Annotated in this window: 19 protein-coding genes and 1 tRNA gene; 5 read left to right on the forward strand and 15 right to left on the reverse strand. The window is 70.8% G+C overall.

Annotation, left to right across the window (positions count from 1 at the left end):
• Positions 1-117 precede the first annotated feature (117 nt).
• Positions 118-1,587: a cellulose binding domain-containing protein gene (locus tag AB0P07_RS14205; RefSeq protein WP_365549749.1), complete on the forward strand. Its 1,470-nt coding sequence runs from the start codon at positions 118-120 to the stop codon at positions 1,585-1,587.
• 155 nt (positions 1,588-1,742) lie between these two features.
• Here AB0P07_RS14205 and AB0P07_RS14210 read toward each other — a convergent pair whose 3' ends face one another.
• The 4 genes from AB0P07_RS14210 to AB0P07_RS14225 form a co-directional block, all read right to left on the reverse strand.
• Positions 1,743-3,182: a GH1 family beta-glucosidase gene (locus AB0P07_RS14210; protein WP_365549752.1), complete on the reverse strand. Its 1,440-nt coding sequence runs from the start codon at positions 3,180-3,182 to the stop codon at positions 1,743-1,745.
• 183 nt (positions 3,183-3,365) lie between these two features.
• Positions 3,366-4,283 carry a carbohydrate ABC transporter permease gene (locus AB0P07_RS14215; protein ID WP_102929453.1) on the reverse strand — a complete coding sequence of 306 codons (918 nt, stop codon included), beginning with the start codon at positions 4,281-4,283 and terminating at the stop codon, positions 3,366-3,368.
• Positions 4,284-4,295: 12 nt separating this feature from the next.
• Positions 4,296-5,309 carry a sugar ABC transporter permease gene (locus tag AB0P07_RS14220; RefSeq protein ID WP_365550327.1) on the reverse strand — a complete coding sequence of 338 codons (1,014 nt, stop codon included), beginning with the start codon at positions 5,307-5,309 and terminating at the stop codon, positions 4,296-4,298.
• 5 nt (positions 5,310-5,314) lie between these two features.
• Positions 5,315-6,640 carry an extracellular solute-binding protein gene (locus tag AB0P07_RS14225; protein ID WP_164410826.1) on the reverse strand — a complete coding sequence of 442 codons (1,326 nt, stop codon included), beginning with the start codon at positions 6,638-6,640 and terminating at the stop codon, positions 5,315-5,317.
• Positions 6,641-7,004: 364 nt separating this feature from the next.
• Here AB0P07_RS14225 and AB0P07_RS14230 point away from each other — a divergent pair, with 364 nt between their 5' ends.
• Both AB0P07_RS14230 and AB0P07_RS14235 read left to right on the forward strand, forming a co-directional pair.
• Positions 7,005-8,060 (forward strand): LacI family DNA-binding transcriptional regulator, encoded by a 1,056-nt coding sequence (locus tag AB0P07_RS14230; RefSeq protein WP_365549755.1) that lies wholly within the window; start codon positions 7,005-7,007, stop codon positions 8,058-8,060.
• Between the two features lie 233 nt (positions 8,061-8,293).
• Positions 8,294-8,698, forward strand: a complete 405-nt coding sequence (locus AB0P07_RS14235) for a hypothetical protein (protein ID WP_365549758.1) — start codon at positions 8,294-8,296, stop codon at positions 8,696-8,698.
• 88 nt (positions 8,699-8,786) lie between these two features.
• Here AB0P07_RS14235 and AB0P07_RS14240 read toward each other — a convergent pair.
• The 4 genes from AB0P07_RS14240 to AB0P07_RS14255 all read right to left on the reverse strand — a co-directional run bounded on the left by AB0P07_RS14240 (position 8,787) and on the right by AB0P07_RS14255 (position 11,808).
• Positions 8,787-8,859: transfer RNA gene (locus tag AB0P07_RS14240), tRNA-His, on the reverse strand.
• A gap of 122 nt (positions 8,860-8,981) precedes the next feature.
• Positions 8,982-9,584, reverse strand: a complete 603-nt coding sequence (gene orn, locus AB0P07_RS14245) for an oligoribonuclease (RefSeq protein WP_365549761.1) — start codon at positions 9,582-9,584, stop codon at positions 8,982-8,984.
• A 369-nt stretch (positions 9,585-9,953) separates the two neighbouring features.
• Positions 9,954-11,144 carry a helix-turn-helix domain-containing protein gene (locus AB0P07_RS14250; RefSeq protein ID WP_365549764.1) on the reverse strand — a complete coding sequence of 397 codons (1,191 nt, stop codon included), beginning with the start codon at positions 11,142-11,144 and terminating at the stop codon, positions 9,954-9,956.
• 385 nt (positions 11,145-11,529) lie between these two features.
• Positions 11,530-11,808, reverse strand: coding sequence for a hypothetical protein (locus AB0P07_RS14255; protein ID WP_164712943.1), 279 nt, complete (start codon positions 11,806-11,808; stop codon positions 11,530-11,532).
• A gap of 295 nt (positions 11,809-12,103) precedes the next feature.
• Between AB0P07_RS14255 and AB0P07_RS14260 the strand changes: the two genes are divergently transcribed.
• Positions 12,104-12,631 carry a universal stress protein gene (locus AB0P07_RS14260; protein ID WP_007449983.1) on the forward strand — a complete coding sequence of 176 codons (528 nt, stop codon included), beginning with the start codon at positions 12,104-12,106 and terminating at the stop codon, positions 12,629-12,631.
• A 15-nt stretch (positions 12,632-12,646) separates the two neighbouring features.
• Here the strand turns inward: AB0P07_RS14260 and glmS are convergent, their stop codons facing one another.
• From glmS to AB0P07_RS14275, 3 genes are all read right to left on the reverse strand, one after another.
• On the reverse strand, positions 12,647-14,464 hold the full coding sequence (gene glmS / locus AB0P07_RS14265; protein WP_365549767.1) for a glutamine--fructose-6-phosphate transaminase (isomerizing): 1,818 nt from the start codon (positions 14,462-14,464) through the stop codon (positions 12,647-12,649).
• A gap of 33 nt (positions 14,465-14,497) precedes the next feature.
• On the reverse strand, positions 14,498-14,755 hold the full coding sequence (locus AB0P07_RS14270) for a hypothetical protein (RefSeq protein WP_365549770.1): 258 nt from the start codon (positions 14,753-14,755) through the stop codon (positions 14,498-14,500).
• 88 nt (positions 14,756-14,843) lie between these two features.
• Entirely contained in the window at positions 14,844-15,731 is an 888-nt protein-coding gene (locus AB0P07_RS14275) for a DUF4429 domain-containing protein (RefSeq protein WP_365549773.1), read from the reverse strand.
• A gap of 114 nt (positions 15,732-15,845) precedes the next feature.
• On the opposite strand from AB0P07_RS14275, the gene AB0P07_RS14280 reads away from it, so the two are divergent.
• Positions 15,846-17,453 carry a beta-N-acetylhexosaminidase gene (locus AB0P07_RS14280; RefSeq protein WP_365549775.1) on the forward strand — a complete coding sequence of 536 codons (1,608 nt, stop codon included), beginning with the start codon at positions 15,846-15,848 and terminating at the stop codon, positions 17,451-17,453.
• A gap of 59 nt (positions 17,454-17,512) precedes the next feature.
• Here AB0P07_RS14280 and AB0P07_RS14285 read toward each other — a convergent pair whose 3' ends face one another.
• The 4 genes from AB0P07_RS14285 to desA are packed head-to-tail and all read right to left on the reverse strand — an operon-like array spanning position 17,513 to position 22,554.
• Positions 17,513-19,291 carry an IucA/IucC family siderophore biosynthesis protein gene (locus tag AB0P07_RS14285; protein ID WP_365549778.1) on the reverse strand — a complete coding sequence of 593 codons (1,779 nt, stop codon included), beginning with the start codon at positions 19,289-19,291 and terminating at the stop codon, positions 17,513-17,515.
• On the reverse strand, positions 19,288-19,848 hold the full coding sequence (locus AB0P07_RS14290; protein WP_365549781.1) for a GNAT family N-acetyltransferase: 561 nt from the start codon (positions 19,846-19,848) through the stop codon (positions 19,288-19,290). Before AB0P07_RS14290 ends, AB0P07_RS14285 begins: the two co-directional genes overlap by 4 nt.
• Positions 19,845-21,128: a lysine N(6)-hydroxylase/L-ornithine N(5)-oxygenase family protein gene (locus AB0P07_RS14295; RefSeq protein ID WP_365549784.1), complete on the reverse strand. Its 1,284-nt coding sequence runs from the start codon at positions 21,126-21,128 to the stop codon at positions 19,845-19,847. The genes AB0P07_RS14290 and AB0P07_RS14295 overlap by 4 nt, the downstream gene beginning before the upstream one ends.
• Entirely contained in the window at positions 21,112-22,554 is a 1,443-nt protein-coding gene (desA, locus tag AB0P07_RS14300; protein WP_365549787.1) for a lysine decarboxylase DesA, read from the reverse strand. Before desA ends, AB0P07_RS14295 begins: the two co-directional genes overlap by 17 nt.
• Positions 22,555-22,585 lie beyond the last annotated feature (31 nt).

Consider the following 22,585-nt stretch of genomic DNA (forward strand, 5'->3'; position numbering starts at 1 on the left):
CGCCCGGATCAGGCGCTTTGCCCGTTTCCGGGTCGCTAGCGTGCTGCCGCACCCACCCCCACCCCGCCCTCGCCGCGTCCCCGCGAGGGCACCGTGAACAGCGAAGGCAGGCACGTGATGCGTACGCACCGACGCAAGGCCAGTGGCAGGAACAAGGCGATCGGCGCCGTCGTCGCGGCGGCCGTGGCCGGGGGCGGCGCGCTGCTGTTCACCAGCACCGCCCAGGCGGCCGCGGTCGGCGCCGCGTACACGAAGACCAGCGAGTGGTCGACGGGCTACACCGCCCAGTACGTCGTCACCAACACCAGCGGGCAGGCGAAGGCGGACTGGACGCTGGAGTTCGACCTGCCCGCGGGCGCGCAGCTCGGTTCGCTGTGGAACGCCGAGTCGAAGGTCGACGGGCAGCACGTCACCGTGACCCCGCCGAAGTGGGACACGGACGGGCTGAAGGCCGGCGAGTCCGTCACGGTCGGCTTCGTCGTCAACGGCACCGCCGACCCCACCGGTTGCCTCGTCGACGACGCCGCCTGCTCGACGGACGGCGGCGCCACCCCCGAGCCCAGCGGCCGCCCCACCGAGCCCCCGGCCCCGACGCCCACGCCGACCCCCACGGCCACCGGCACTACCGAGCCGGCCCCGACCGGCACCCCCACCACCCCCGCGCCCACCGGAACCCCCGGCGACGGCACCGCCGCCGGCGCGGGCTTTGCGCCGTACGTCGACACCTCCCTCTACCCGGCCTTCGACCTGCTCGCGCACTCCGCGGCGACCGGCGTGCAGGAGTACAACCTCGCCTTCGTCACCGACGGCGGCGGCTGCACGCCCAAGTGGGGCGGCGTCACCGACCTCGGCAGCGACGCCGTCGCGAACCAGATAGGCGATCTGCGCGCCAAGGGCGGCGACGTCCGGGTCTCCTTCGGCGGCGCCTCCGGCTCCGAACTGGGCACGACCTGCACGTCGGCGGACGCGCTCGCGGCGGCGTACGGCAAGGTCGTCGACGCCTACCGGCTCACCAAGGTCGACTTCGACGTCGAGGGCGGGGCGCTGCCCGACAAGGCCGCCAACACCCGCCGCGCCCAGGCCGTCGCCGCGCTCCAGAAGCAGCACCCCGGCCTGGACGTCTCCTTCACCCTCCCGGTGATGCCCGAGGGCCTCACCCAGGCGGGCGTCGACCTGCTCGCCGACGCCGAGAAGAACGGCGTGGACATCGGCGCCGTCAACATCATGGCGATGGACTACGGCCCCGCGTACAGCGACGACATGGGCACCTACGCCATCCAGGCCGCCACCGCCACCCAGGCCCAGATCAAGGGCGTTCTCGGCCTGTCCGACGCGGAGGCCTGGAAGACGGTCGCCGTCACCCCGATGATCGGCGTCAACGACGTCGCCTCCGAGGTCTTCAAGGTCGACGACGCGACCCAGCTCGTGGAGTTCGCCGAGTCCAAGGGCCTCGGCGCGCTGTCCATGTGGTCCGCCACCCGCGACAAGGCCTGCCCCGGGGGCCCCAAGCCCTCGGCCGACGCCACGTGCAGCTCCGTCGACCAGGCGCTCAACGCCTTCTCCAAGGCGTTCGCCGCCTACAAGTAGGACGGCCTGGCTCCCCCGGGCAGGGCCGGGCCCCACACCGGCCCTGCGAGTGGGGCGCGGCATCCCCCCCGTGGGATGCCGCGCCCCGTGTCCCGCGTTCCTGCCGCGTACCTCCCGCGTCGTTTCTCCCGCGTTCCCTCCGGCTGCCCGAAGGCCTACTCGGCCGCGTCCAGCGGCGGCAGCGTCCCCGTGCGGGCCGCCCGGCCGTACCACAGCGCGCTCGACTTCGGGGTGCGCTGCTGGGAGACGTAGTCGACGTACACCGCGCCGAAGCGCTTCTCGTAGCCGTACGCCCACTCGAAGTTGTCCAGCAGGGACCACAGGTAGTAGCCGCGCACGTCGGCGCCGTCGGCGATGGCCTGCCGGACCGCCGTGAGGTGGCCGTTCAGGTAGGCGACCCGCTCGGGGTCGTGGACCGAGCCGTCCGCGCCGGGCTTGTCGTCGTAGGCGGCGCCGTTCTCGCTGATGTACAGCGGCATGCCGGGGGCCTCGCGGTTGTAGCGCATGATCAGCTCGTGCAGGCCGGACGGGTCGACGCTCCAGCCCATCTCGGTGCGCTCGCCCGGCGGCTGGTGGAACGCCACGTCGTCCGCGGCGGGCCACGGCGAGTGGTCGCTGGCGCCGTGGCCGTCGGCGCGCGGGGCGCGCGAGTCGGCGTCGGCCGCCGACACCACGGTGGGCGTGTAGTAGTTGAGGCAGATCGCGTCGACCGGCTGCCGGATCTGCCCCAGGTCGCCGTCCTGGACGTGCGACCAGTCCGACACCGACGCCGTCGCCTCCAGCAGGGACTGCGGGTAGGCGCCGTGCAGGATCGGGCCGTGGAAGATCCCGCCGGACAGGTCGTCGATCTTCCGCGCCGCCGCCAGGTCCGCCGGGCTCTGCGACAGCGGCCGCACGACGGAGGTGTTGAGGCTGATCGCCACCGAGTTGCGGGCCGGCATCACCGAACGCAGCGCCACCGTGCCCAGGCCGTGCGCCAGGTTCAGGTGGTGCGCGGCGCGCAGCGCGGCCGCCGGGTCGGTACGGCCGGGGGCGTGCACACCGGAGGCGTAGCCCAGGAAGGCGGCGCACCACGGCTCGTTGAGCGTGATCCACTGCTCGACCCGGTCGCCGAGGGCCTCGCCGACGATCTGCGCGTACTCGGCGAACCGGTACGCGGTGTCCCGCTCGGGCCAGCCGCCCGCGTCCTCCAGCTCCTGCGGCAGGTCCCAGTGGTAGAGGGTGACGGCGGGCTTGATCCCGGCGGCCAGCAGCTCGTCCACCAGGCGGCGGTAGAAGTCCAGGCCGCGCTGGACGGCGGGGCCGCGGCCGGTCGGCTGCACCCGGGGCCAGGAGATCGAGAAGCGGTAGGCGCCGAGGCCCAGGTCCTTCATCAGCGCCACGTCGTCGCGGTAGCGGTGGTAGTGGTCGACAGCGATGTCACCGGTGTCCCCGCCGGCCGTCTTTCCGGGGGTGTGGCTGAAGGTGTCCCAGATCGAGGGGGTACGGCCGTCCTCCCGCACCGCGCCCTCGATCTGGTACGCCGAGGTGGCGGCGCCCCACAGGAAGGCAGGGGGGAAGGTCACCGGGGTCACCGGCGTTGCGGACTCAAGCATGGAAACGCTCCCATAGAGGGTTCGTGGCGGGTCGTCCCGGCCGGCGCGAGGCCCGGCCGGTGGGACCGACGGGTGGAGGGACGAGGGGGGAAGCCGGGCAGGGGGCGGCGGTCACGGCGGTCGCCCGTTCCGGGGCCGGGGCGGCGGTGACCCGGCCCCCGCGGGTGAGCTGCCGGTGAGGTGTCAGCCCTTGACGGCGCCCTGCATGATGCCGCCCACGATCTGCTTGCCGAAGATCGCGAACACCAGGAGCAGCGGCAGCGTGCCCAGCAGCGCGCCGGCCATGATCAGGGACTGGTCCGGGGTGTAGCCGCGGCCCAGTCCCGCGAGGGCGACCTGCACGGTCGGACTGCCGTTCTGCGTCAGCACCAGGAACGGCCACAGGAAGTCGTTCCAGGACTGCACGAACATCAGCATGCCGAGCACGGCCATCGCGGGCCGCGCCGCCGGGAACACCACGTGCCACACCACGCGCCAGCTGCTGGCCCCGTCGACGCGCGCGGCCTCGATGATCTCGTCGGGCAGCGCCTGGAGCAGGTACTGCCGCATGAAGAACACGCCGAACGCGTTCACCAGGGACGGCAGGATCACCGCCTGGAGCTGGTCGGACCAGTCCAGCTTCGCGACCATCATGTACAGCGGGATGATGCTGAGCTGCGGGGGCACCATCATCGTGCCGATGACGATCAGCATCAGCGCGCCCCGCCCGCGGAAGCGCAGCTTGGCGAAGGCGAACCCGGCGATCGTCGACAGGAAGACGATCGTGAGCGCCGAGGTGCCGGCCACGATGGTGGTGTTGAGGAACGCCTCGCCGAGGTTGGCGTCGTTCCAGGCGATCTCGAGCTTGTCGAAGAGGTTGCCGCCGAACCAGAAGGGCGGCGGGGTCTGGGCGAGCCGCTGGTTGTCGCGCGAGGCGGCGATCGCCGTCCACACCAGCGGGAACAGCGAGCCGATGGTGAACAGGGCGAGGATGATGTAGGCGATCGGGCCCGCGTGCATGTGCCCGCCGGCCCGGGAGGACTTGGCGCCTCGTCGGCCCCTGCCCTTGCGGGACGGGTCGGGTGCCGCGTCGGCCGGGGGTTTCGTCATGGTCGTCGTCACGGCCGGTTCTCCTTAACTACTGGCGCGCAGCCGGCGCGAGATGACGGCGTTCAGGATGCCGATCACGATGAGGATCAGGAACATCGCCCAGGCGATCGCGGAGGCGCGGCCCAGGTGCTGGTTGACCCAGCCCTGCTCGTACAGGTACAGGCCGAGCGTCTGGAACTGGTGCTGGGAACCGCCCGAGGCACCCTTGTTCGCGTCGAACAGCAGCGGCTCGCCGAAGACCTGCGAGGCGCCGATGGTCGACACGACGACCGTGAACAGGATCGTCGGACGCAGCGAGGGCAGCGTGACGTGGATGAACTGCCGCCAGCGGCTGGCGCCGTCCAGCGCCGCCGACTCGTACAGATCCTGCGGGATCGCCTGCATCGCGGCCAGGTAGATCAGCGCGTTGTAGCCGGTCCAGCGCCAGATGACGATCGAGGACACGGCGAACTTCGACGCCCAGGAGCCGTTCTGCCAGTCGATCTTGTCCAGGCCAACCAGGTCGAGGGCCCAGTTGATCATGCCGTAGTCGCGACCGAAGAGCAGCACGAACACCAGCGAGGCCGCCGCGATCGACGTCGCGTACGGCGCCAGCATCACGACCCGGTAGAAGGTCGAGGCCCGCAGCTTGTAGTTGAGGATGTGCGCGAGGCCCATGGCCATCAGCAGCTGCGGCACCGTGGAGATGATGCCGATGTACAGGGTGTTCTTCGCCGCGTTCCAGAAGAAGTCGTCGTCGAAGATGCGGGTGTAGTTGTCCAGGCCCGTCCACTTCATGTCGGTGGGCGCGGTCAGCTCCACCGTGTGCAGCGAGGCCCAGCCGGTGTAGATCAGCGGGAACAGGCCGAAGGCGACGAAGAGCAGGAAGAACGGCGAGACGAACGCGTACGGGCTCCAGCGGATGTCCCGCTGCCAGCGCCGGGAGAGATTCGCCCGCTTCTTCCGGTCGGCCTCGTCGGCCGCCCTGCCGCCGGGCGGGCGGCCCGGGGCCGCGCCCCCCTTGACGGGGGACGCGGCGGTGTCGTGCCGGGTGGTCATTCCGGTCACTTCTCCAGGTTGTTGTCGATGGTCTTCACGGCGTTGTCCCAGGCGTCCTTGGCCGACTTGCCCTGGGTGACGAGGATGACGCCGTTGTCCGTCAGACCCTGCTGGATGATCTGGTCCTTCGGGCCGATGACCTGGGTCGGGATCTGCTCGGCGGCCTTGGCGAACAGCTCACCGATCGGCGCGTCGCCGGTCATGTCGTTCTTGCCGCCGGTCACCTGCGGGAGCTTGTACGCGGCGGGCGCGCTCGGGAAGCTGCCCATCTTGGAGAACAGCTTGGCCTGCTGCTCGGGCGCGGTCAGCCAGGTGACCAGCTTCTGGGCCTCCTTCACGTGCTTGCCGCTCTTGGGCACGCCCAGGAAGGTGCCGCCCCAGTTGCCGGACTTCGGGGCCTGGGCCACGTCCCACTTGCCGGCGGAGTCCGGCTGCGACTTGGCCTTGATGGTGCCGAGCATCCACGGCGGGCAGGCGACGGTGGCGAACAGGCTGTTGGAGATGGTCTGGTCCCAGGCCGGCTGGAACTGGGTCTGCGACTGGACCAGCCCCTTCTCGGCCGCCTCGGCGGTCAGGTCGAAGGCCTTCTTGACCTCCGGGTTGGTCTTGTAGATGACCTTGCCGGAGGAGTCGTAGAACTTCTCCTCCTCGCTGCTGAGGATGGCGTTGATCAGACCACCGGGGGAGTCCATGAAGTAGGTGTCCTTGCCGGCACCCTTCTTGTACTTCTCACCGGCCTCGATGAACTTGCTCCAGTCGCCGGCCCACAGCTTGGAGACCTCGTCGCGGTCCGTCGGCAGGCCCGCCTTCTCGAAGAGGTCCTTGCGGTAGCAGATGGCCATCGGGCCGATGTCCGTGCCGAGGCCTATCGTGGCGCCGTCCTTGGTGGTGGCCTGCTGCCACTTCCAGTCCAGCCAGTTGTCCTTCTTGACGCCCTCGGCCTTGGACATGTCCTCGAACTTGTCCGCCTGGGTGGCGACGACCTCGGCGATGTTGCCGACCTCGATCGCCTGCACGTCCTGGAGGCCGCTGTTGGTGGTGAGGTGGTTGACCAGAGCGGGGTAGTAGTTCTCGTTCCGCTCGGTGACGTTCTCCTCGATGTTGATGTCCGGGTTGAGCTTCTCGTACTCCTCGTAGAGCCCGGCCTCCTTGAAGCCCATCGTCCCGAACAGACCGAGGGTGATCGTGGTCTTGCCGCTGCTGTCGCCCGACGACGAGCTGTCCTCGTCCTTCCCGTCGTCGGCGCAGCCGGCCAGCAGCCCGGCGCCCAGCGACGCGATGGCCGCCATGACCACCACTCTGCGGGCCGATCCTCTGCGTGCTGCTCGCATTGCGTCCTCCTGTTGCCCTGACGTGCCGACCCCCCGGCCAACTGCATGGTTGGACCCGCTGCTTCATGTGATGCGTTCGTCGCTGCGGCTCGGGCGTGGAACGTGCGGGATGTGTATGTGCCAGGTAGTGTGGGAGCGCTCCCACAAGTGATGTGTTGAAGATTCGCGGGTCCGGGCGGGGGTGTCAAGGGAACGGACGCGACGAATTGCGTTCAGTTATCGGCCTGTTAACTGGACGTTGCGAGCGGCACGGAGACACTCCCGTACGGCGGTGGAGGGGCCGGAGTCGGTCATTACACCCGACCGGCCTGTTAAATTCCAGGCCAGCCGCAGAGTGCGGGGGTGACGACGGGAGGCGGGGCCGATGGCAAGCCACGGAGTGCGTGGGCGGAGCGGTGGCCGGCCCACCCTCGAAGAGGTGGCGGCACGCGCGGGCGTCGGTCGCGGCACGGTCTCCCGCGTGATCAACGGCTCCCCCCGGGTGAGCGACGCGACCCGGGCGGCCGTCGAGGCGGCGGTCGAGGAGCTCGGCTACGTCCCCAACACGGCGGCCCGCGCGCTGGCGGCCAACCGCACGGACGCGATCGCCCTGGTGGTCCCGGAGCCGGAGACCCGATTCTTCGCGGAACCGTACTTCTCGGACATGCTCAAGGGGGTCGGCGCGGAGCTGTCCGACACCGAGATGCAGCTGCTGCTGATATTCGCGGGCAGCGACCGGGAGCGGGAGCGGCTCGCCCAGTATCTCGCGGCGCACCGGGTGGACGGCGTCCTGCTGGTCTCGGTGCACGCCGACGACCCGCTGCCCGACCTGCTGACCCAGCTGGAGATCCCCGCGGTGATCAGCGGCCCGCGCTCGGCCGCGGAGCCGCTGGCGTCGGTGGACTCGGACAACTACGGCGGCGCCCGCTCGGCCGTCGAGCACCTGTTGTCCCGCGGCCGCGACCGCATCGCCCACATCACCGGGCACCTCGCCGTCTACGGCGCCCAGCGACGCGTCGACGGCTACCGCGACGCGCTGCGCGAGGCGGGCCACGAGGTGGACGAGGGGCTGATCGAGCCGGGCGACTTCACCGAGGAGGGCGGGCGCCGCGCGATGGCGGAACTGCTGCGCCGGCGCCCCGACATCGACGCGGTCTTCGCCGCCTCGGACGTCACCGCGGCCGGTGCCGGCCAGATCCTGCGCGAGGCGGGGCGGCGCATCCCGGACGACGTGGCGCTGGTCGGCTACGACGACTCGGCGATCGCCCGGCACATGGAGCCGCCGCTGACCAGCGTGCGCCAGCCCATCGAGGAGATGGGCCGCGCGATGATCGACCTGCTGCTGACCGAGATCGCCGACCGCAGGCCGGCCGCCTCGCGGGGGCTGGAGCGGCACCAGGTGGTGCTGGCGACGGAACTGGTGGAGCGCCGGTCGTCGTAGTGGCCTCCTTCGGCGGACGCCCTCCTGCTGCGCGCGCCGCGCTCACGGGCTCGCCGGGAAAAGGGTGACCGGCTGCGCCCTTGTCGCGGACAACACTCCTGGTTCGGGGGGAAGTTCGAGGTCCGTTGGACATGGCGTAGGGCCGGGCGCATCGTGGAGGGAGAGGGGCCAACGGGGCGGCATGCGGGGTCGGCTTCGATCTCTGGGCTCCGCTCCGGGACAAGGAGCAGACCATGACGCGCAGAATCACGACGCTGGCGGCGGTCAGCGGAATGGACTACGAGGACTTCGGTCCGAACGAACGTGCTTCGGGCGTCCGCAACGGAGTGGACTTCTACGAAGAGGGGGAGGGCTACCGCCGCTTCTTCGACGGGGAACTGCGCTGGGGCGGTGAGTGCCGCGGCGAGGTGCATCTGGACGGACGGGTCCAGGACCGCGAACTCTTCGTCAAGGGTGAAGCGCTGCTGTTCGAGGGGACGAGTGAGGACACCACTGATCTCGACGGCCGGCAGGAGCTGTCGTTCTCCGTGCCGAGGGGTGACACCGTCACACAGTCGGCCCACGTCACCAACACGGACGAGGGGTCCCAGGACTACGTCCACTGGGACATCACGGTCTCCAACAACATCGTCGAGTGACGCAGCGGGCACGGACGGTCCAAGATCCCCGCATTGCGGAAGAGGGGCCGCCGGTCTGCTCTCGCAGATCGGCGGCCCCTCTGATCAGGGTGAGTGACGGGACTTGAACCCGCGGCCACCTGGACCACAACCAGGTGCTCTACCAACTGAGCTACACCCACCAAGGCCGGTGCTCGAATCCCGCGTGGCGGGGTTTCCCGACCGGCTGAGAAAAAGTGTACAGGGTCCCAAGGGGTGCTCGCGCCCGGCTTTCCGGACGCCGCCGCCCGGCGGCCCCGAGCCGCTACCCGGCGCGTACGACGTGCTTCGCGGCGATCGCCCGGGCCGTGTCGGAGTCGGGGCCGGGCTGCGGGACGAAGACCGCCTCGCGGTAGTAGCGCAGCTCGGCGATGGACTCGCGGATGTCGGCGAGCGCGCGGTGGTTGCCGTTCTTCTCGGGGCTGTTGAAGTACGCCCGCGGGTACCAGCGGCGGGCCAGCTCCTTGATCGAGGAGACGTCGACGATCCGGTAGTGGAGGTAGCCCTCCAGCGCGGCCATGTCCCGCAGCAGGAAGCCGCGGTCGGTGCCGACGGAGTTGCCGCACAGGGGGGCCTTGCCGGGCTCCTTCACGTGCTCGCGCACGTAGGCCAGGACCTGGGCCTCGGCGTCGGCCAGGGTGGTGCCGTCGTTCAGCTCCGCGAGCAGGCCGGACGCGGTGTGCATCTCGCGCACCACTTCCGGCATCGTCTCCAGGGCCCGGTCCGGCGGGCGGATGACGATGTCGACGCCCTCGCCGAGGATGTTCAGCTCGGAGTCGGTGACGAGGGCGGCAACCTCGATGAGCGCGTCGTCGGACAGCGAGAGGCCGGTCATCTCGCAGTCGATCCACACCATGCGATCGTTCATGCGGGCCACTTTACGGTGGGCGCCTGTTTATCGGGCCCCCGGCGTCGGTGCGGGCCTCGCTGGGGGCTGCCGCCCTCAGGCCCCCGCTTCGGCCCTGAACGGGCCTCGTCCTCAAACGCCGGACGTGCTGAAGCGCCCCGCCCGGCGTCGGACGTGAGCGCCGGACGGGCCGAAGTGACCCCCGTGTCGGACGTGAAAGCCGGACGGGCCGCAGTGCTCCCCGTGTCGGTGTGAAAGCCGGACGGGCTGAAGCGCCCCGCCGGCGTCGGACGTGAGCGCCGGGCGGGCCGAAGTGACCCCCGTGTCGGGTGTGAACGCCGGGCGGGCCGAAGTGACCCGTCCGGCGCTCAAAGGGGCCGTCCGCTCACCTCACGGCGCGCTGCGCTGGCCCGGTACGCCGGCCGCGCCGGCCGGCATCGGGGTCGGCGTGCGGCGGGTCTGGAAGGGGACCGCGGTCTCCGCGGGGAGGGCGGCCGGCGGGTCGGACGGGGGCAGGGGGCGGGCGGCCCCCGCCGGGTCCGGGTCGGGCCGGCGCTCGCCCTGGGGGCGGCGGGCGCGGTAGGCGGCGCGGTAGGCCGCCGGGGACGAGCCCAGCTGGCGGCGGAAGTGGCCGCGCAGGGCGACCGGCGAGCGGAAGCCGCAGCGGCCCGCGACCTCGTCCACCGAGTAGTCCGACGTCTCCAGGAGGCGCTGCGCCTGCAGGACCCGCTGGGTGATCAGCCACTGGAGCGGGGCGCTGCCCGTCAGCGAGCGGAACCGGCGGTCGAAGGTGCGGCGGCTCATGTAGGCGCGCGCGGCCAGCGTCTCCACGTCGAACTGCTCGTGGAGGTGCTCCAGCGCCCAGGCGACGACCTCGGCGAGCGGGTCGGCGCCGATCTCCTCCGGTAAAGACCTGTCCAGGTAACGCTCCTGGCCGCCGCTGCGGCGCGGCGGAACCACCAGGCGGCGGGCGAGGGCGCCGGCCGCCTCGTTGCCGTGGTCCGTGCGCACGATGTGCAGGCACAGGTCGATCCCGGCCGCGGTGCCCGCGGACGTCAGCACGTCGCCGTCGTCCACGAACAGCTCGCGCGGATCCACGTGCACCGACGGATAGCGCTTGGCCAGCGTCGGCGCGTACATCCAGTGCGTGGTGGCGGGGCGGCCGTCGAGCAGGCCCGCCGCGGCGAGGACGAAGGCGCCCGTGCACAGTCCGACGATGCGCGCCCCCTCCTCGTGCGCGCGGCGCAGCGCGTCGAGCGCCTCCTCCGGCGGCGGCGAGGTGATCGACCGCCAGGCCGGCACGACCACGGTGCCCGCGCGGGAGATCGCCTCCAGGCCCTGCGGCGCGGTGAGTTCCAGGCCTCCCGTGGTCCGCAGCGGGCCCTCCTCGCCGGCGCACACCAGCAGCCGGTAGCGCGGTACGCCGGCGTCCTGGCGGTCGATCCCGAACACCGACAGCGGTATGGAACTCTCGAAGATGGGGCCGCCGCTGAACAGCAGCACCGCGACGATCTCCTTGCGGCGTCGCCCGGAGAGCTTCCGGGCCGCGGCTTCCGGCGCGGCAGTGGAGTCGTGGCTCATCCTGCTAAGCCCCCCTCGGTGGTCGCGGCGCCCCTTACCCTTCGGGCCTGTCGCTCCAACACGTTTCCCCTCGGTCCTGCACGAGTCCCCCGCCCAGACGGTCAAGATCGAATCTACTGCGTCCCACCGCGCCGAGGTGGCTGGTTCGGCACTTGGGACATTGTCGACATGGCAACTTGGCGTGAAGCAGTCGATCACGAAGCGTCGCACTCCCGGGAGCCCCTGGGAAGTGCGCCTTGTGTCAGTGGCCAATCCACGTAGGGTGCGAAGGGGTCACGAGACCCTTTACGTGCAGGTGGAACGGGGGTTTGGGGGTGGTGAGGGGTGGTGATGCGCCACCTGTGGAAGTTGGCTGAAAAGAAGCGGAACGGTGCGCGGAAACCGGTCAGTCGACCGGTGTGTTTTCCCCGGCGTGCCGTCCACCCCTGCGGGCCCGCCGTCGCGCCGCCACGCGCTCGGACCGCCGCAGCAGCACACGGCACACGCCGGTGACGGCGGCCAGGCCGAGGGCCGTGCCGGCGGCGCCGGCGAACGAGGCGCCGTACCAGAGGAGCGCGACCGGCACGAGGAAGCAGCTGAACGCCGCCCAGCGCACGAGGTCGGTGACGCCGTCGCGGCCGGGCGCGCCGGACGTCGGCTCGGCGGGGCGGTGCGGTCCGGTCACGGGTGCTCCCTGGGGTGGCGGCATGGAGATCAACGTCCGCGCGGCGCATCGGTCACGACCGGTGACCGGCAGTTGAATCCCGTGCAAACCGCCTGTACAGAGCAGCAACCATTGCGTTACGGGCGCCCTCTCGGGCATGCTCCGGTGCAGCCCGCGGCGGACCCTTCGCGGGATCTGGGCGAAGGAGGCGTGCCGCCGTACCCTTGGGGGTATGGGGTTGGGAAGACCATTCCCGGACACACAGCTCCGCCGCACACTGTTGTCCCCCACAGAGGATAAAAACGCCGAGACAGCCATGGCCGGTCACGAATTCTTCGAACCCGCGGACCGCAAGCGGCCCGTCGCCGAACCTACGGCGGCCGAGCCCCTGGCGGCCGAAGAGCCACGCCAGTCGTGCGACCCAGCCTTCAAGCACGGCGTCGTCGTCGGCTTCGACGGCTCCACCTCCAGCGAGCGCGCCCTCGCCTACGCCATCGGCATGGCCTCCCGGCTGGGCTCGGGCCTGGTCATCGTGCACGTCGCCAACCGGCTGCCCACCACGGTGTGGGCCGGGTGCGAACCCCCGGTCTTCGTCGACGTGCCCGACCACCGCACCGAGGTGCTCGGTCTGGAGCTGGCGTGCGCGGACTACCTCGCCGAGGTGCCCTGGATCCTGGTCGAGCGCGGCGGCGACATCTGCCACGAACTCGAGGAGGTGGGGCGGGAGTACGAGGCGGACGCCATCGTCGTCGGCTCCAGTCACGGCCTGGTCGGCCGCCTCTTCGGCTCCGTGGCGGGCCGCCTCGCCAAGCGGGCGAAGCGGCCCGTGGTCGTCATCCCCTGACCGGGCGGGAGCCGGCTACTCCACCGTCACCGACTTGGCCAGGTTGCGCGGCTTGTCGATGTCCCGGCCCAGGGCCAGCGCCGTGTGGTAGGCGAGGAGCTGGAGCGGGATGCCCATGAGGATCGGGTCCAGCTCGTCCTCGTTCTTCGGGACGACGATCGTGTGGTCGGCCTTCTCCTGCTCCCGGTGGGCGACCGCGAGGATCTGACCGCTGCGGGCCTTGATCTCCTCCATGGCCGCGCGGTTCTTCTCCAGCAGGTCGTCGTCCGGCACGATCGCGACCGTCGGCAGGGCGGGCTCGATCAGGGCGAGCGGGCCGTGCTTCAGCTCGGAGGCCGGGTAGGCCTCGGCGTGGATGTAGGAGACCTCCTTGAGCTTCAGGGAGGCCTCGCGGGCGACCGGGTAGCCCCGCACCCGGCCGATGAAGAGCATCGAGCGGGCGTCGGCGTACTGCGCGGCCAGCTTCTTGACGTCCTCCTCCTGCTTCAGCATCTCCTCGATCTGCGCGGGCAGCTTGCGCAGGCCCTCGATGATCCGCTTGCCGTCGCGCACCGACAGGTCGCGGGTGCGGCCCAGGTGCAGGGCGAGCAGCGCGAACGCCACGCAGGTGTTGGTGAAGCACTTGGTGGACACGACGCACACCTCGGGACCGGCGTGCACGTACATGCCGCCGTCGGCCTCGCGGGCGATCGCCGAGCCGACGACGTTGACGATGCCCAGCACGCGGGCGCCCTTGCGCTTCAGCTCCTGCACGGCCGCCAGCACGTCGTAGGTCTCACCGGACTGGGAGACGGCGATGTACAGGGTGTCGGGGTCGACGACCGCGTTGCGGTAGCGGAACTCGGAGGCGGGCTCGGCGTCGGCGGGGATGCGGGCCAGCTCCTCGATCATCTGGGCGCCGATCTGGCCCGCGTGGTACGAGGTGCCGCAGCCGAGGATCTTCACCCGGCGCACGGCGCGCGCGTCGCGGGCGTCCAGGTTGAGGCCGCCGAGGTGCACGGTGGAGAAGCGGTCGTCGATCCGGCCGCGCAGCACGCGGTCCACGGCCTCCGCCTGCTCGTGGATCTCCTTGTGCATGTAGGTGTCGTGGCCGCCCATGTCGTAGGAGGCGGCCTCCCACTCCACCGTGGTGGGCTCGGAGGTGGTGCGGGTGCCCTCGGTGGTGTAGGTGCGGAAGTCGTCGGCCTTGAGGGTGGCCATCTCGCCGTCGTCGAGCGTGACTATCTGCCGGGTGTGGGCGACCAGCGCGGCGATGTCCGAGGCGACGAACATCTCCTTCTCGCCGATGCCGAGCACGACCGGCGAGCCGTTGCGGGCCACGACGATGCGCTCGGGGAAGTCGGCGTGCATCACGGCGATGCCGTACGTGCCCTCGATGACCCTGAGGGTCTCGCGGACCTTGTCCTCCAGCTTGACGCCCTCGGAACGGGCGATGAGGTGGACGAGGACCTCGGTGTCGGTCTCGGAGAGGAACTCGACGCCGTCCGCCTCCAGCTTGCGGCGCAGGTCGGCGGCGTTGTCGATGATGCCGTTGTGGACGACGGCGACCTTGTTGTCGGCCGACATGTGCGGGTGGGCGTTCACGTCGGAGGGGGCGCCGTGGGTGGCCCAGCGGGTGTGGGCGATGCCGGTGGTGCCCTTGAAGCGCGCCGGGACCTTGGCCTCCAGGTCGCGCACCCGGCCCTTGGCCTTGACCATCCTCAGGCCGGTCGCCTTCGGGGAGGTGACGACGATGCCGGCCGAGTCGTAGCCGCGGTACTCCAGGCGCTGCAGGCCCTCCAGGAGCAGGGGCGCGACGTCGCGCTTGCCGATGTATCCGACGATTCCGCACATGTAGACGTATTCCTCGTGTCCTTCTCGGCCTGCTCAGCCGTAGACGATGCGGCGCAGCTGACGGAGCGACAGCTCCGGCGGCGCGACCGCGCGGTATTTCAGTTCCGCCTCGATCCGTTCGAAGATCGTCGCGTTCACCTGGCCCTGGGCCTGGAGCTCGCGGTGGCGGCGACGGACGTACTCCTCGGTCGTCTCGTCGAAGTAGGCGAGCACGTCCTGGACCACGCGCAGCGCCTCGCCCCGGCTCAGCGGGGTGGACCGCGTCAGATGATCAACGAGTTCGTCGTGCACCCGGTAGATCCTGGGGTAAGGGAGGCGCTTGCGCAAGAATCCTGCCCGATATCGGGCAGGCGTGAGCGTGTCTCTGGGGGTGCTGTGTCTACATCCGCTTGAGAATCGCCTGTTTCGCCAGGGAGAACTCCTCGTCCGTCAGTACTCCCGAGCGGTGCAGATCACCCAGCTCGCGCAGTCGGCGCAGCAGCGCGTCGTGGTCGTCCTCGGCGGCCGGCGCGGGCGCCGGCGCGTGGCTCTCCCCGGCCGGACCCGCGTCGTCCAGGGCCGGGCGGGCGGCCGGGTGCGGCAGGCGGGCCTGTACGGCCGCGGCCACCAGGGCCATCAGCGGGTCCTTCTTGAAGCCCCACAGCTCCACCGCGTTGGGGTCGTACTTCGGCGGCACCTTGCCCGGCGCCGCCCGCACCGTGAAACGCAGGTGGCCGTTCTCCAGACCGGCCGACGGCTGCCACTCCACCGCGACGATGTCCGCGAGGGGAAGGGTGCGCGGGCCGGCGGCCGACTTGGCGTCCTCCGCCTGCCACTTCCACTCCAGGCGCACCTGCTCGCCGTCGAAGTGCGCGATGCCGTCCCCGGCCGACACGGACAGCGGCACCGACGGCCCCGGCAGCAGGTACGCGTCCACCGGGCCGGACGGAACCTGGTCGAGGAGCAGGGCGTTGCGCACCTCGTCCACGAAGTACTCGGCCACGCCGTACCGGTCGGGCTCCACCAGGAGCTGGTACGGGTCGTGCGGCTCGGTCAGCCGGCCGCCCGTCGCGTGCAGCAAGGGGTCGGCGCCGTCCCGCAGCCGGAGCCTCAGCCGCCCCGACTTCTTCCCCTGCTCGAACGAGACGCCCGCCAACGCGGCGAGCGGCACGAGCAGTTCACCCAGCTCCCTGCGGAGCAGACCGACGTTCTTGTCCCGTCCGGGTGTCAACCGCAGGGCGTCGCCGTCGAAGACCCACGTACCGTCCTTCTGGATGATTTCCGCCATGCCTGGATTGTTTCATCGCTCCCGCGGACGGCGATGGTGCGGGAGAGTGGTCTGCACCCGTCCCCAACACCCATGACTCACACCCCGATTGCACCCCCCGCGAAGGGAGCGCACGTGAGACCTCATCGACGGCACCACAGAACGACTCCCCGCATCCCCCGGCTGCTGGGAGCGCTGCTGCTGGTGGCGGCGGTCGGCGCCATGACCACCGGCGCCGCACCGGACCGGAAGACGGCCGCGGAACCCACGCCCCTGGACCGGGTGATCCCGGCCCCCGCCTCGGTCGACCCCGGCGGCGCACCGTACCGCATCACCCGCGGCACCCACATCCGCGTCGACGACTCGCGCGAGGCCCGCCGCGTCGGCGACTACCTCGCGGACCTCCTGCGGCCCGCCACCGGATACCGGCTCCCCGTCACCACCCACGGCCACGGGGGCATACAACTGCGCCTGACCGAGGGCCCCTACGGCGACGAGGGCTACCGCCTCGAAAGCGGCCGCTCCGGCGTCACCATCACCGCCCGCAAGGCCGCAGGCCTCTTCCACGGCGTCCAGACCCTGCGTCAGCTGCTGCCCCCCGCCGTCGAGAAGGACACCGCGCAGCCCGGCCCCTGGCTGGTCGCGGGCGGCACCATGGAGGACAGCCCGCGCTACGCCTGGCGCAGCGCGATGCTCGACGTCTCCCGGCACTTCTTCGGCGTCGACGAGGTCAAGCGCTACATCGACCGCGTCGCCCGCTACAAGTACAACAAGCTCCATCTGCACCTCAGCGACGACCAGGGCTGGCGCATCGCCATCGACTCCTGGCCGCGCCTGGCGACCTACGGCGGCTCCACCGAGGTCGGCGGCGGCCCCGGCGGCCACTACACCAAGGCGGACTACAAGGAGATCGTCCGCTACGCGGCCTCGCGCCACCTGGAGGTGATCCCCGAGATCGACATGCCGGGCCACACCAACGCCGCCCTCGCCTCCTACGCCGAGCTGAACTGCGACGGCGTGGCGCCCCCGCTCTACACCGGCACCAAGGTGGGCTTCAGCTCGCTGTGCGTGGACAAGGACGTCACCTACGACTTCGTGGACGACGTCCTCGGCGAACTCGCCGCGCTCACCCCCGGCCGCTACCTGCACATCGGCGGCGACGAGGCGCACTCCACGCCGAAGGCCGACTTCGTGACGTTCATGAAGCGCGTCCAGCCGATCGTCGCCAAGTACGGCAAGACGGTCGTCGGTTGGCACCAGCTGGCCGGCGCCGAGCCGGCCGAGGGCGCGCTGGTCCAGTACTGGGGCCTGGACCGCACCAGCGACGCCGAGAAGGCCGAGGTCGCCGCGGCCGCCAGGAACGGCACCGGGCTGATCCTCTCCCCGGCCGACCGGACGTACCTGGACATGAAGTACACCGAGGACACCCCGCTGGGCCTGTCCTGGGCGGGCTACGTCGAGGTGCAGCGGTCCTACGACTGGGACCCGGCCGGCTATCTGCCGGGCGCCCCGGCCGACGCGGTCCGCGGGGTCGAGGCCCCGCTGTGGACGGAGACCCTGTCCGACCCGGACCAGCTGGACTACATGGCCTTCCCGAGGCTGCCGGGCGTCGCCGAGCTGGGCTGGTCCCCGGCGTCCACGCACGACTGGGACACCTACAAGGTGCGGCTCGCCGCGCAGGCCCCGTACTGGGAGGCGGCCGGGATCGGCTTCTACCGCTCGCCGCAGGTGCCCTGGACCTGACCCGGACGGCACGGCGGGCACCCCGCAGGACCGTCTCCGGGGTGCCCGCCCGTCTGTGGTCAGAGCCCCGCGATGGGGTTCTGCAGGGTCCCGATCAGCTGCAGCGCGCCGGACGGGTCGGCCAGGTCCACCATCTGCCGGTTGTCGCGCAGCTGGAGCCGGTTGAGGCAGGACAGCGCGAACTCGGGGGTGAACATGTCGTACCGCTCGAACTTCTCGGCCAGCTCCGGCACCGACTCCTGGTACGCCCGGGTGACCTCCGCGACCGTCCGCCAGAAGGCGTCCTCCGTCACGATCCCCTCCTGCGCCAGGTTCGCGGCGAGGAAGCGGAAGAAGCAGTCGAAGACGTCAGTGAAGATCGACAGGAGCTTCTTGTCGTCCGGAACGTCCACCGCGATCCGGGACACCTCCGGCGGCAGCACGGCGTCCGGGTCCATCACCGCGATCTCCTCGGCGATGTCCTTGTAGATCGCGCGCCGCACCACCCCGTCCGCCAGGACCAGGATCACGTTCTCGCCGTGCGGCATGTACACCAGGTCGTAGGCGTAGAAGCTGTGCAGCAGCGGGACGTAGTAGGCGCGCAGGTAGTGCCGCAGCCACTCGGTGGGCGCGAGCCCCGACCGCTCGATCAGCGCGCCCGCGAAGGAGGCGCCCTCGTGGTCGACGTGGACCAGGGAGGCCATGGTGGCGAGCGTCTCGCCCTCCCGCAGGGACGGCACCGGGCTCTCCCGCCACAGCGCCGCCAGCATCTTGCGGTACGGCGAGTAGCGGTCGGTGGCCTTCTCGTACTCCAGGTGCCGGTAGCCCACGGCCGCCCGCTCCCGGATGATGCTCAGCCCCGTCTCCTTCAGCACCGGGTCGCCCTCGATCAGCCGGGCGAGCCAGTCGTTGATGGCGGGGGTGGCCTCCATGTACGCCGCCGACAGGCCGCGCATGAAGCCCATGTTGAGGACGGACAGGGCCGTCTTCACATAGTGCTTCTCGGGCCGGCTGGTGTTGAAGAAGGTGCGGATGGACTGCTGGGCCAGGTACTCGTCGTCGCCCTCGCCCAGGCACACCAGGTGCCCGCGGGCGACCTCGGCGGCGAAGGTGACGGTGAGCTTGTTCCACCACTGCCAGGGGTGGACCGGGATGAACAGGTAGTCGTCCGGGTTCAGGCCGCGCTCGCGCAGCACGCCGTGGAACCGGTCGACGGTGGCCGCGCCCAGCTCGTCCCGGACGAAGGGCTCGTACTCGATGCCCACGCCCGCCGTGAACGCCGCCCGCGAGCGGTGCGCCGCCAGCCACACCAGCCGGACCGGGCTCGCGGTCTCGGGGGCGTACGAGAGGTACTCGTGGATGCCGAAGCCGAGCCGGCCGTTGTTGGCGACGAAGCACGGGTGGCCCTCGGTCATGCCGGTCTCGACGGCCTGGAAGTCGTCGCTCCGGGCCAGCTCGGCCGAGGTGACCTGCGGTTTGGTCAGCTTGTAGCAGGTGCCGGAGAGGGTGGAGGAGACCTCCTCCAGGTAGACCGGGAGGATCTCGTCGCTCAGGCCCAGGGTGTCCTTCAGCTCGACGAGGAAGTCCAGCGCCGCGAGCGGAAGTTCGGCACCGTCGCGGTGGCGGGTGATCGAGTCGGCGTCCACCTGCCAGTGGTCCAGGGCGCGGACGGTGGCGGTGAAGCGGTAGGCGGTCTTTCCGTCGTCGGCGCGGACGGTGTACGCCGCCCCGTCCGGCTCCCGCTCGGGGGTCAGCAGGCGTTCGTGCGTGAACTCGGCCAGCGCCTTGCGGATCAGGAGGCGGTTGGCCCGCTCCCAGCGTGCGGGGGAGAGGTGGGCGACGGCATCGGCGAGGCTCATGCGGACACCGCCTTCTCGAACTGCTCACGGGTGCAGAAACTCAGCAACGCCCTCTTCTCCGGCTTCTGGATCTCGCGCTCGGGCACGAATCCGACGGCTGCGTTCAGGGCGTGGACGGCGGTGTTGGCGACGTCCGGCTCGACGACGACCCGCCGGGTCGCCGGGTCGGAGAACAGTTCGGCCATCACGGTGGTGATCACGGCACGGGTGAAGCCGTGCACGGGCCGGTCGGTCGGCGCGACCAGGAAGTGCATGCCGACGTCACCGGGCTCGGGCTCGTACAGTCCGACCAGCTCGCGGTGGGCCGGGTCGTAGCGCTCCATCAGGAAGGCCGGGACACCGTCGTGCAGGCCGAGGTGGGCCTGCTGGTGCTCGTCGGCGGCCAGCTCCATGTACGCCCGCTCCACGTCCACCAGCCTGGCGTCCTGCATCATCCAGAACGCGGACTTGGGGTGGGTGAGCCAGCCGTGCAGCAGTACGGCGTCGGTCAGCGGGTCGACGGGGCGCAGGGTCAGCGCCCCGACGGCGGTGGTGGTGGCGGTGCTCGTGCGGCTCATACGGCGAACTCCTGGAACGCGATCGTCTTCTCGACCGGGTAGTACTCGCGGCCGAGCAGCTCCCGGACGATGCAGCTGTTGCGGTAGGCGCCCATGCCCAGGTCCGGGCTGGTGACGCTGTGCGTGTGGACCCCCGCGTTCTGCAGGAACACGCCGCCTCCCGTGACGTCCACGGAGTAGTTGCGGGCGATGTCGAAGTTGCCGCGGGAGTCGTGGCGCAGCCGGCCTCGGACGGGCTTGAGGAACTCCGGCTCGGCATACCGGTAGCCGGTGGCGAGGACCAGGCCCTCGGTCTCGATCTCGAAGTCCGCGCCCTGCTCCTGCTGGCGGAAGCCGAGCGTGTACGTGCCGTCCGCGTACCGGGCGCTGGTCAGCGCCGAGTTGGTGAGCAGGCGGGTGGGGACCGGGCCGCCGAGTCTCTTCTGGTAGAGCAGGTCGAAGATCTCGTTGATCAGGTCGCCGTCGATGCCTTTGAACAGGCCCTTCTGCTCGGCCGTGAGGCGGTAGCGGGTGTCCTCGGGCAGCGCGTGGTAGTAGTCCACGTACTCCGGGGAGGTCATCTCCAGCGTCAGCTTGGTGTATTCGAGGGGGAAGAAGCGCGGGGAGCGGGTCACCCAGTTGAGCTGGTAGCCGTGGACGTCGATCTCGCCCAGCAGGTCCCGGTAGATCTCGGCGGCGGACTGGCCGCTGCCGACCAGCGTGATCGACTTCTTCTTCACCAGTTCCGCGCGCTGGTGGACGTACCGGGAGTTGTGGAGGAAGTCGCCGGCCAGGCCCCGGCAGGCGTCCGGGATGTGCGGCGGGGTGCCGGTGCCGAGGACGAGGCGGCGGGCGCGGTAGGTGTCGCCGGAGGTGGTGGCGACGGCGTACAGCTCCTCCCGCTCGTCGTAGGTGACCTCGGTGACCGTGGTGGAGAAGCGGACGCTGCCGAGCTTGTGTGCGGCCCAGCGGCAGTAGTCGTCGTACTCGACGCGCAGGGGGTAGAAGTTCTCGCGGATGTAGAACGAGTACAGCCGCCCCTTCTCCTTCAGGTAGTTGAGGAAGGAGTACGGCGAGGTCGGGTCGGCGAGGGTGACCAGGTCCGACATGAACGGGGTCTGGAGGTGGGCGCCGTCCAGGAACATGCCGGCGTGCCACTCGAAGTCCGGCTTGGACTCCAGGAAGACGCCGTTCAGCTCCGCGATGGGCTCGGTGAGGCAGGCGAGGCCGAGGTTGAAGGGGCCGAGGCCGATGCCCACGAAGTCGTAGGTGGTCTCCGGGGCTTCAGGAAGCGCGGTCAAGGGAGTCTCCCAGGTACTGCTCGGCGTGGCCGGCGATCAGGTCGAGGACGGCGGCGATGTCGGCCGTGGTCGTCTCGGGGTTGAGCAGGGTGAACTTCAGGTAGTGGCGTCCGGCCACCTTGGTGCCCGCGACCACGGCGTCGCCGGAGGCGAACAGGGCCTTGCGGGCGTACAGGTTGGCGCGGTCGATCTCGGCGGGGTCGGTGACGGCCGCCGGAATGCAGCGGAAGACCAGGGTGGAGAGCGACGGCTCGACCACCACGTCGAAGCGCGGGTCGGCGGCGAGCAGTCTCCAGCCCTCGGCGGCCAGGTCGCAGACCTCGTCGAAGAGCTCGCCGATGCCGTCGGCGCCCATGACGCGCAGGGTCATCCACAGCTTGAGCGCGTCGAAGCGGCGGGTGGTCTGGAGGGACTTGTCCACCTGGTTGGGGATACGTTCCCGTACCATCCGGCGCGGGTTGAGGTACTCCGCGTGGTAGGTGGCGTGCCGCAGGGTGGCCGCGTCGCGGACCAGCACGGCGGACGAACTCACCGGTTGGAAGAAGGACTTGTGGTAGTCCACGGTGACGGAGTCGGCCCGTTCGATGCCGGCGATGCGGTCCCGGTACTTCAGGGAGGCCAGCAGCCCGCAGCCGTAGGCCGCGTCCACGTGCATCCACACGCCGTACCGCTCGCACAGCCGGGCGATCTCGGGCAGCGGGTCGATGGAGCCGAAGTCGGTGGTGCCGCCGGTGGCGACGACGGCCATGGGGACGAGGCCGGCGCGCGCGCAGCGCTCCAGCTCACGGGCGAGGGCGACGGTCTGCATCCGCTTGTCGTGGTCCACGGGGATCGACACGACGGCGTCGGGCCCGAGGCCGAGCAGTTTCGCCGACTTCTTCACGCTGAAGTGGCTCACCTCGGAGGCGAAGACGCGGAGGTCGGCGAGGGACTCGGCCTTGGCCTCCTCGCGGGCCAGCAGCAGCGCCTGGAGGTTGGACTGGGTGCCGCCGGAGGTGAACACACCGTCGGCCGCGGAGCCGAGGCCGATGCGCCCCGTGGTCCAGTCGATCAGTTTCCGCTCGATGAGCGTGCCGCCGGCCGACTGGTCCCAGGTGTCCAGGGAGGAGTTGACGGCGGTCAGGACCGCCTCGCCGAGCACCGCCGGTATGACGACCGGGCAGTTGAGGTGGGCGAGGTAGCGGGGGTGGTGGAAGTAGACGGCGTCGCGGAGGTAGACGTCCTCCAGCTCGTCGAGGGCCGCGGCCGTGTCGCGCAGGGGCCGGTCGAGGTCGATCCCGTCGACGCGGGGGGAGAGGGCGTCGACCGTGACACCGGTGAACGGGCGGTCGGTGGTGGCGAGTTTGGCGGCCACCCGCTCGACTCCTTCGGTCACGCAACGGCGGTACTGCTCCGCGGTGGTGTCGTTGAGCAGGTGCGAGCGCATGTGGGGGTCCTCCGGTGGGGACGGTCCGAGA

This window comes from Streptomyces sp. NPDC085944 (genome assembly GCF_040686295.1).
Taxonomy (GTDB): domain Bacteria; phylum Actinomycetota; class Actinomycetes; order Streptomycetales; family Streptomycetaceae; genus Streptomyces; species Streptomyces salinarius.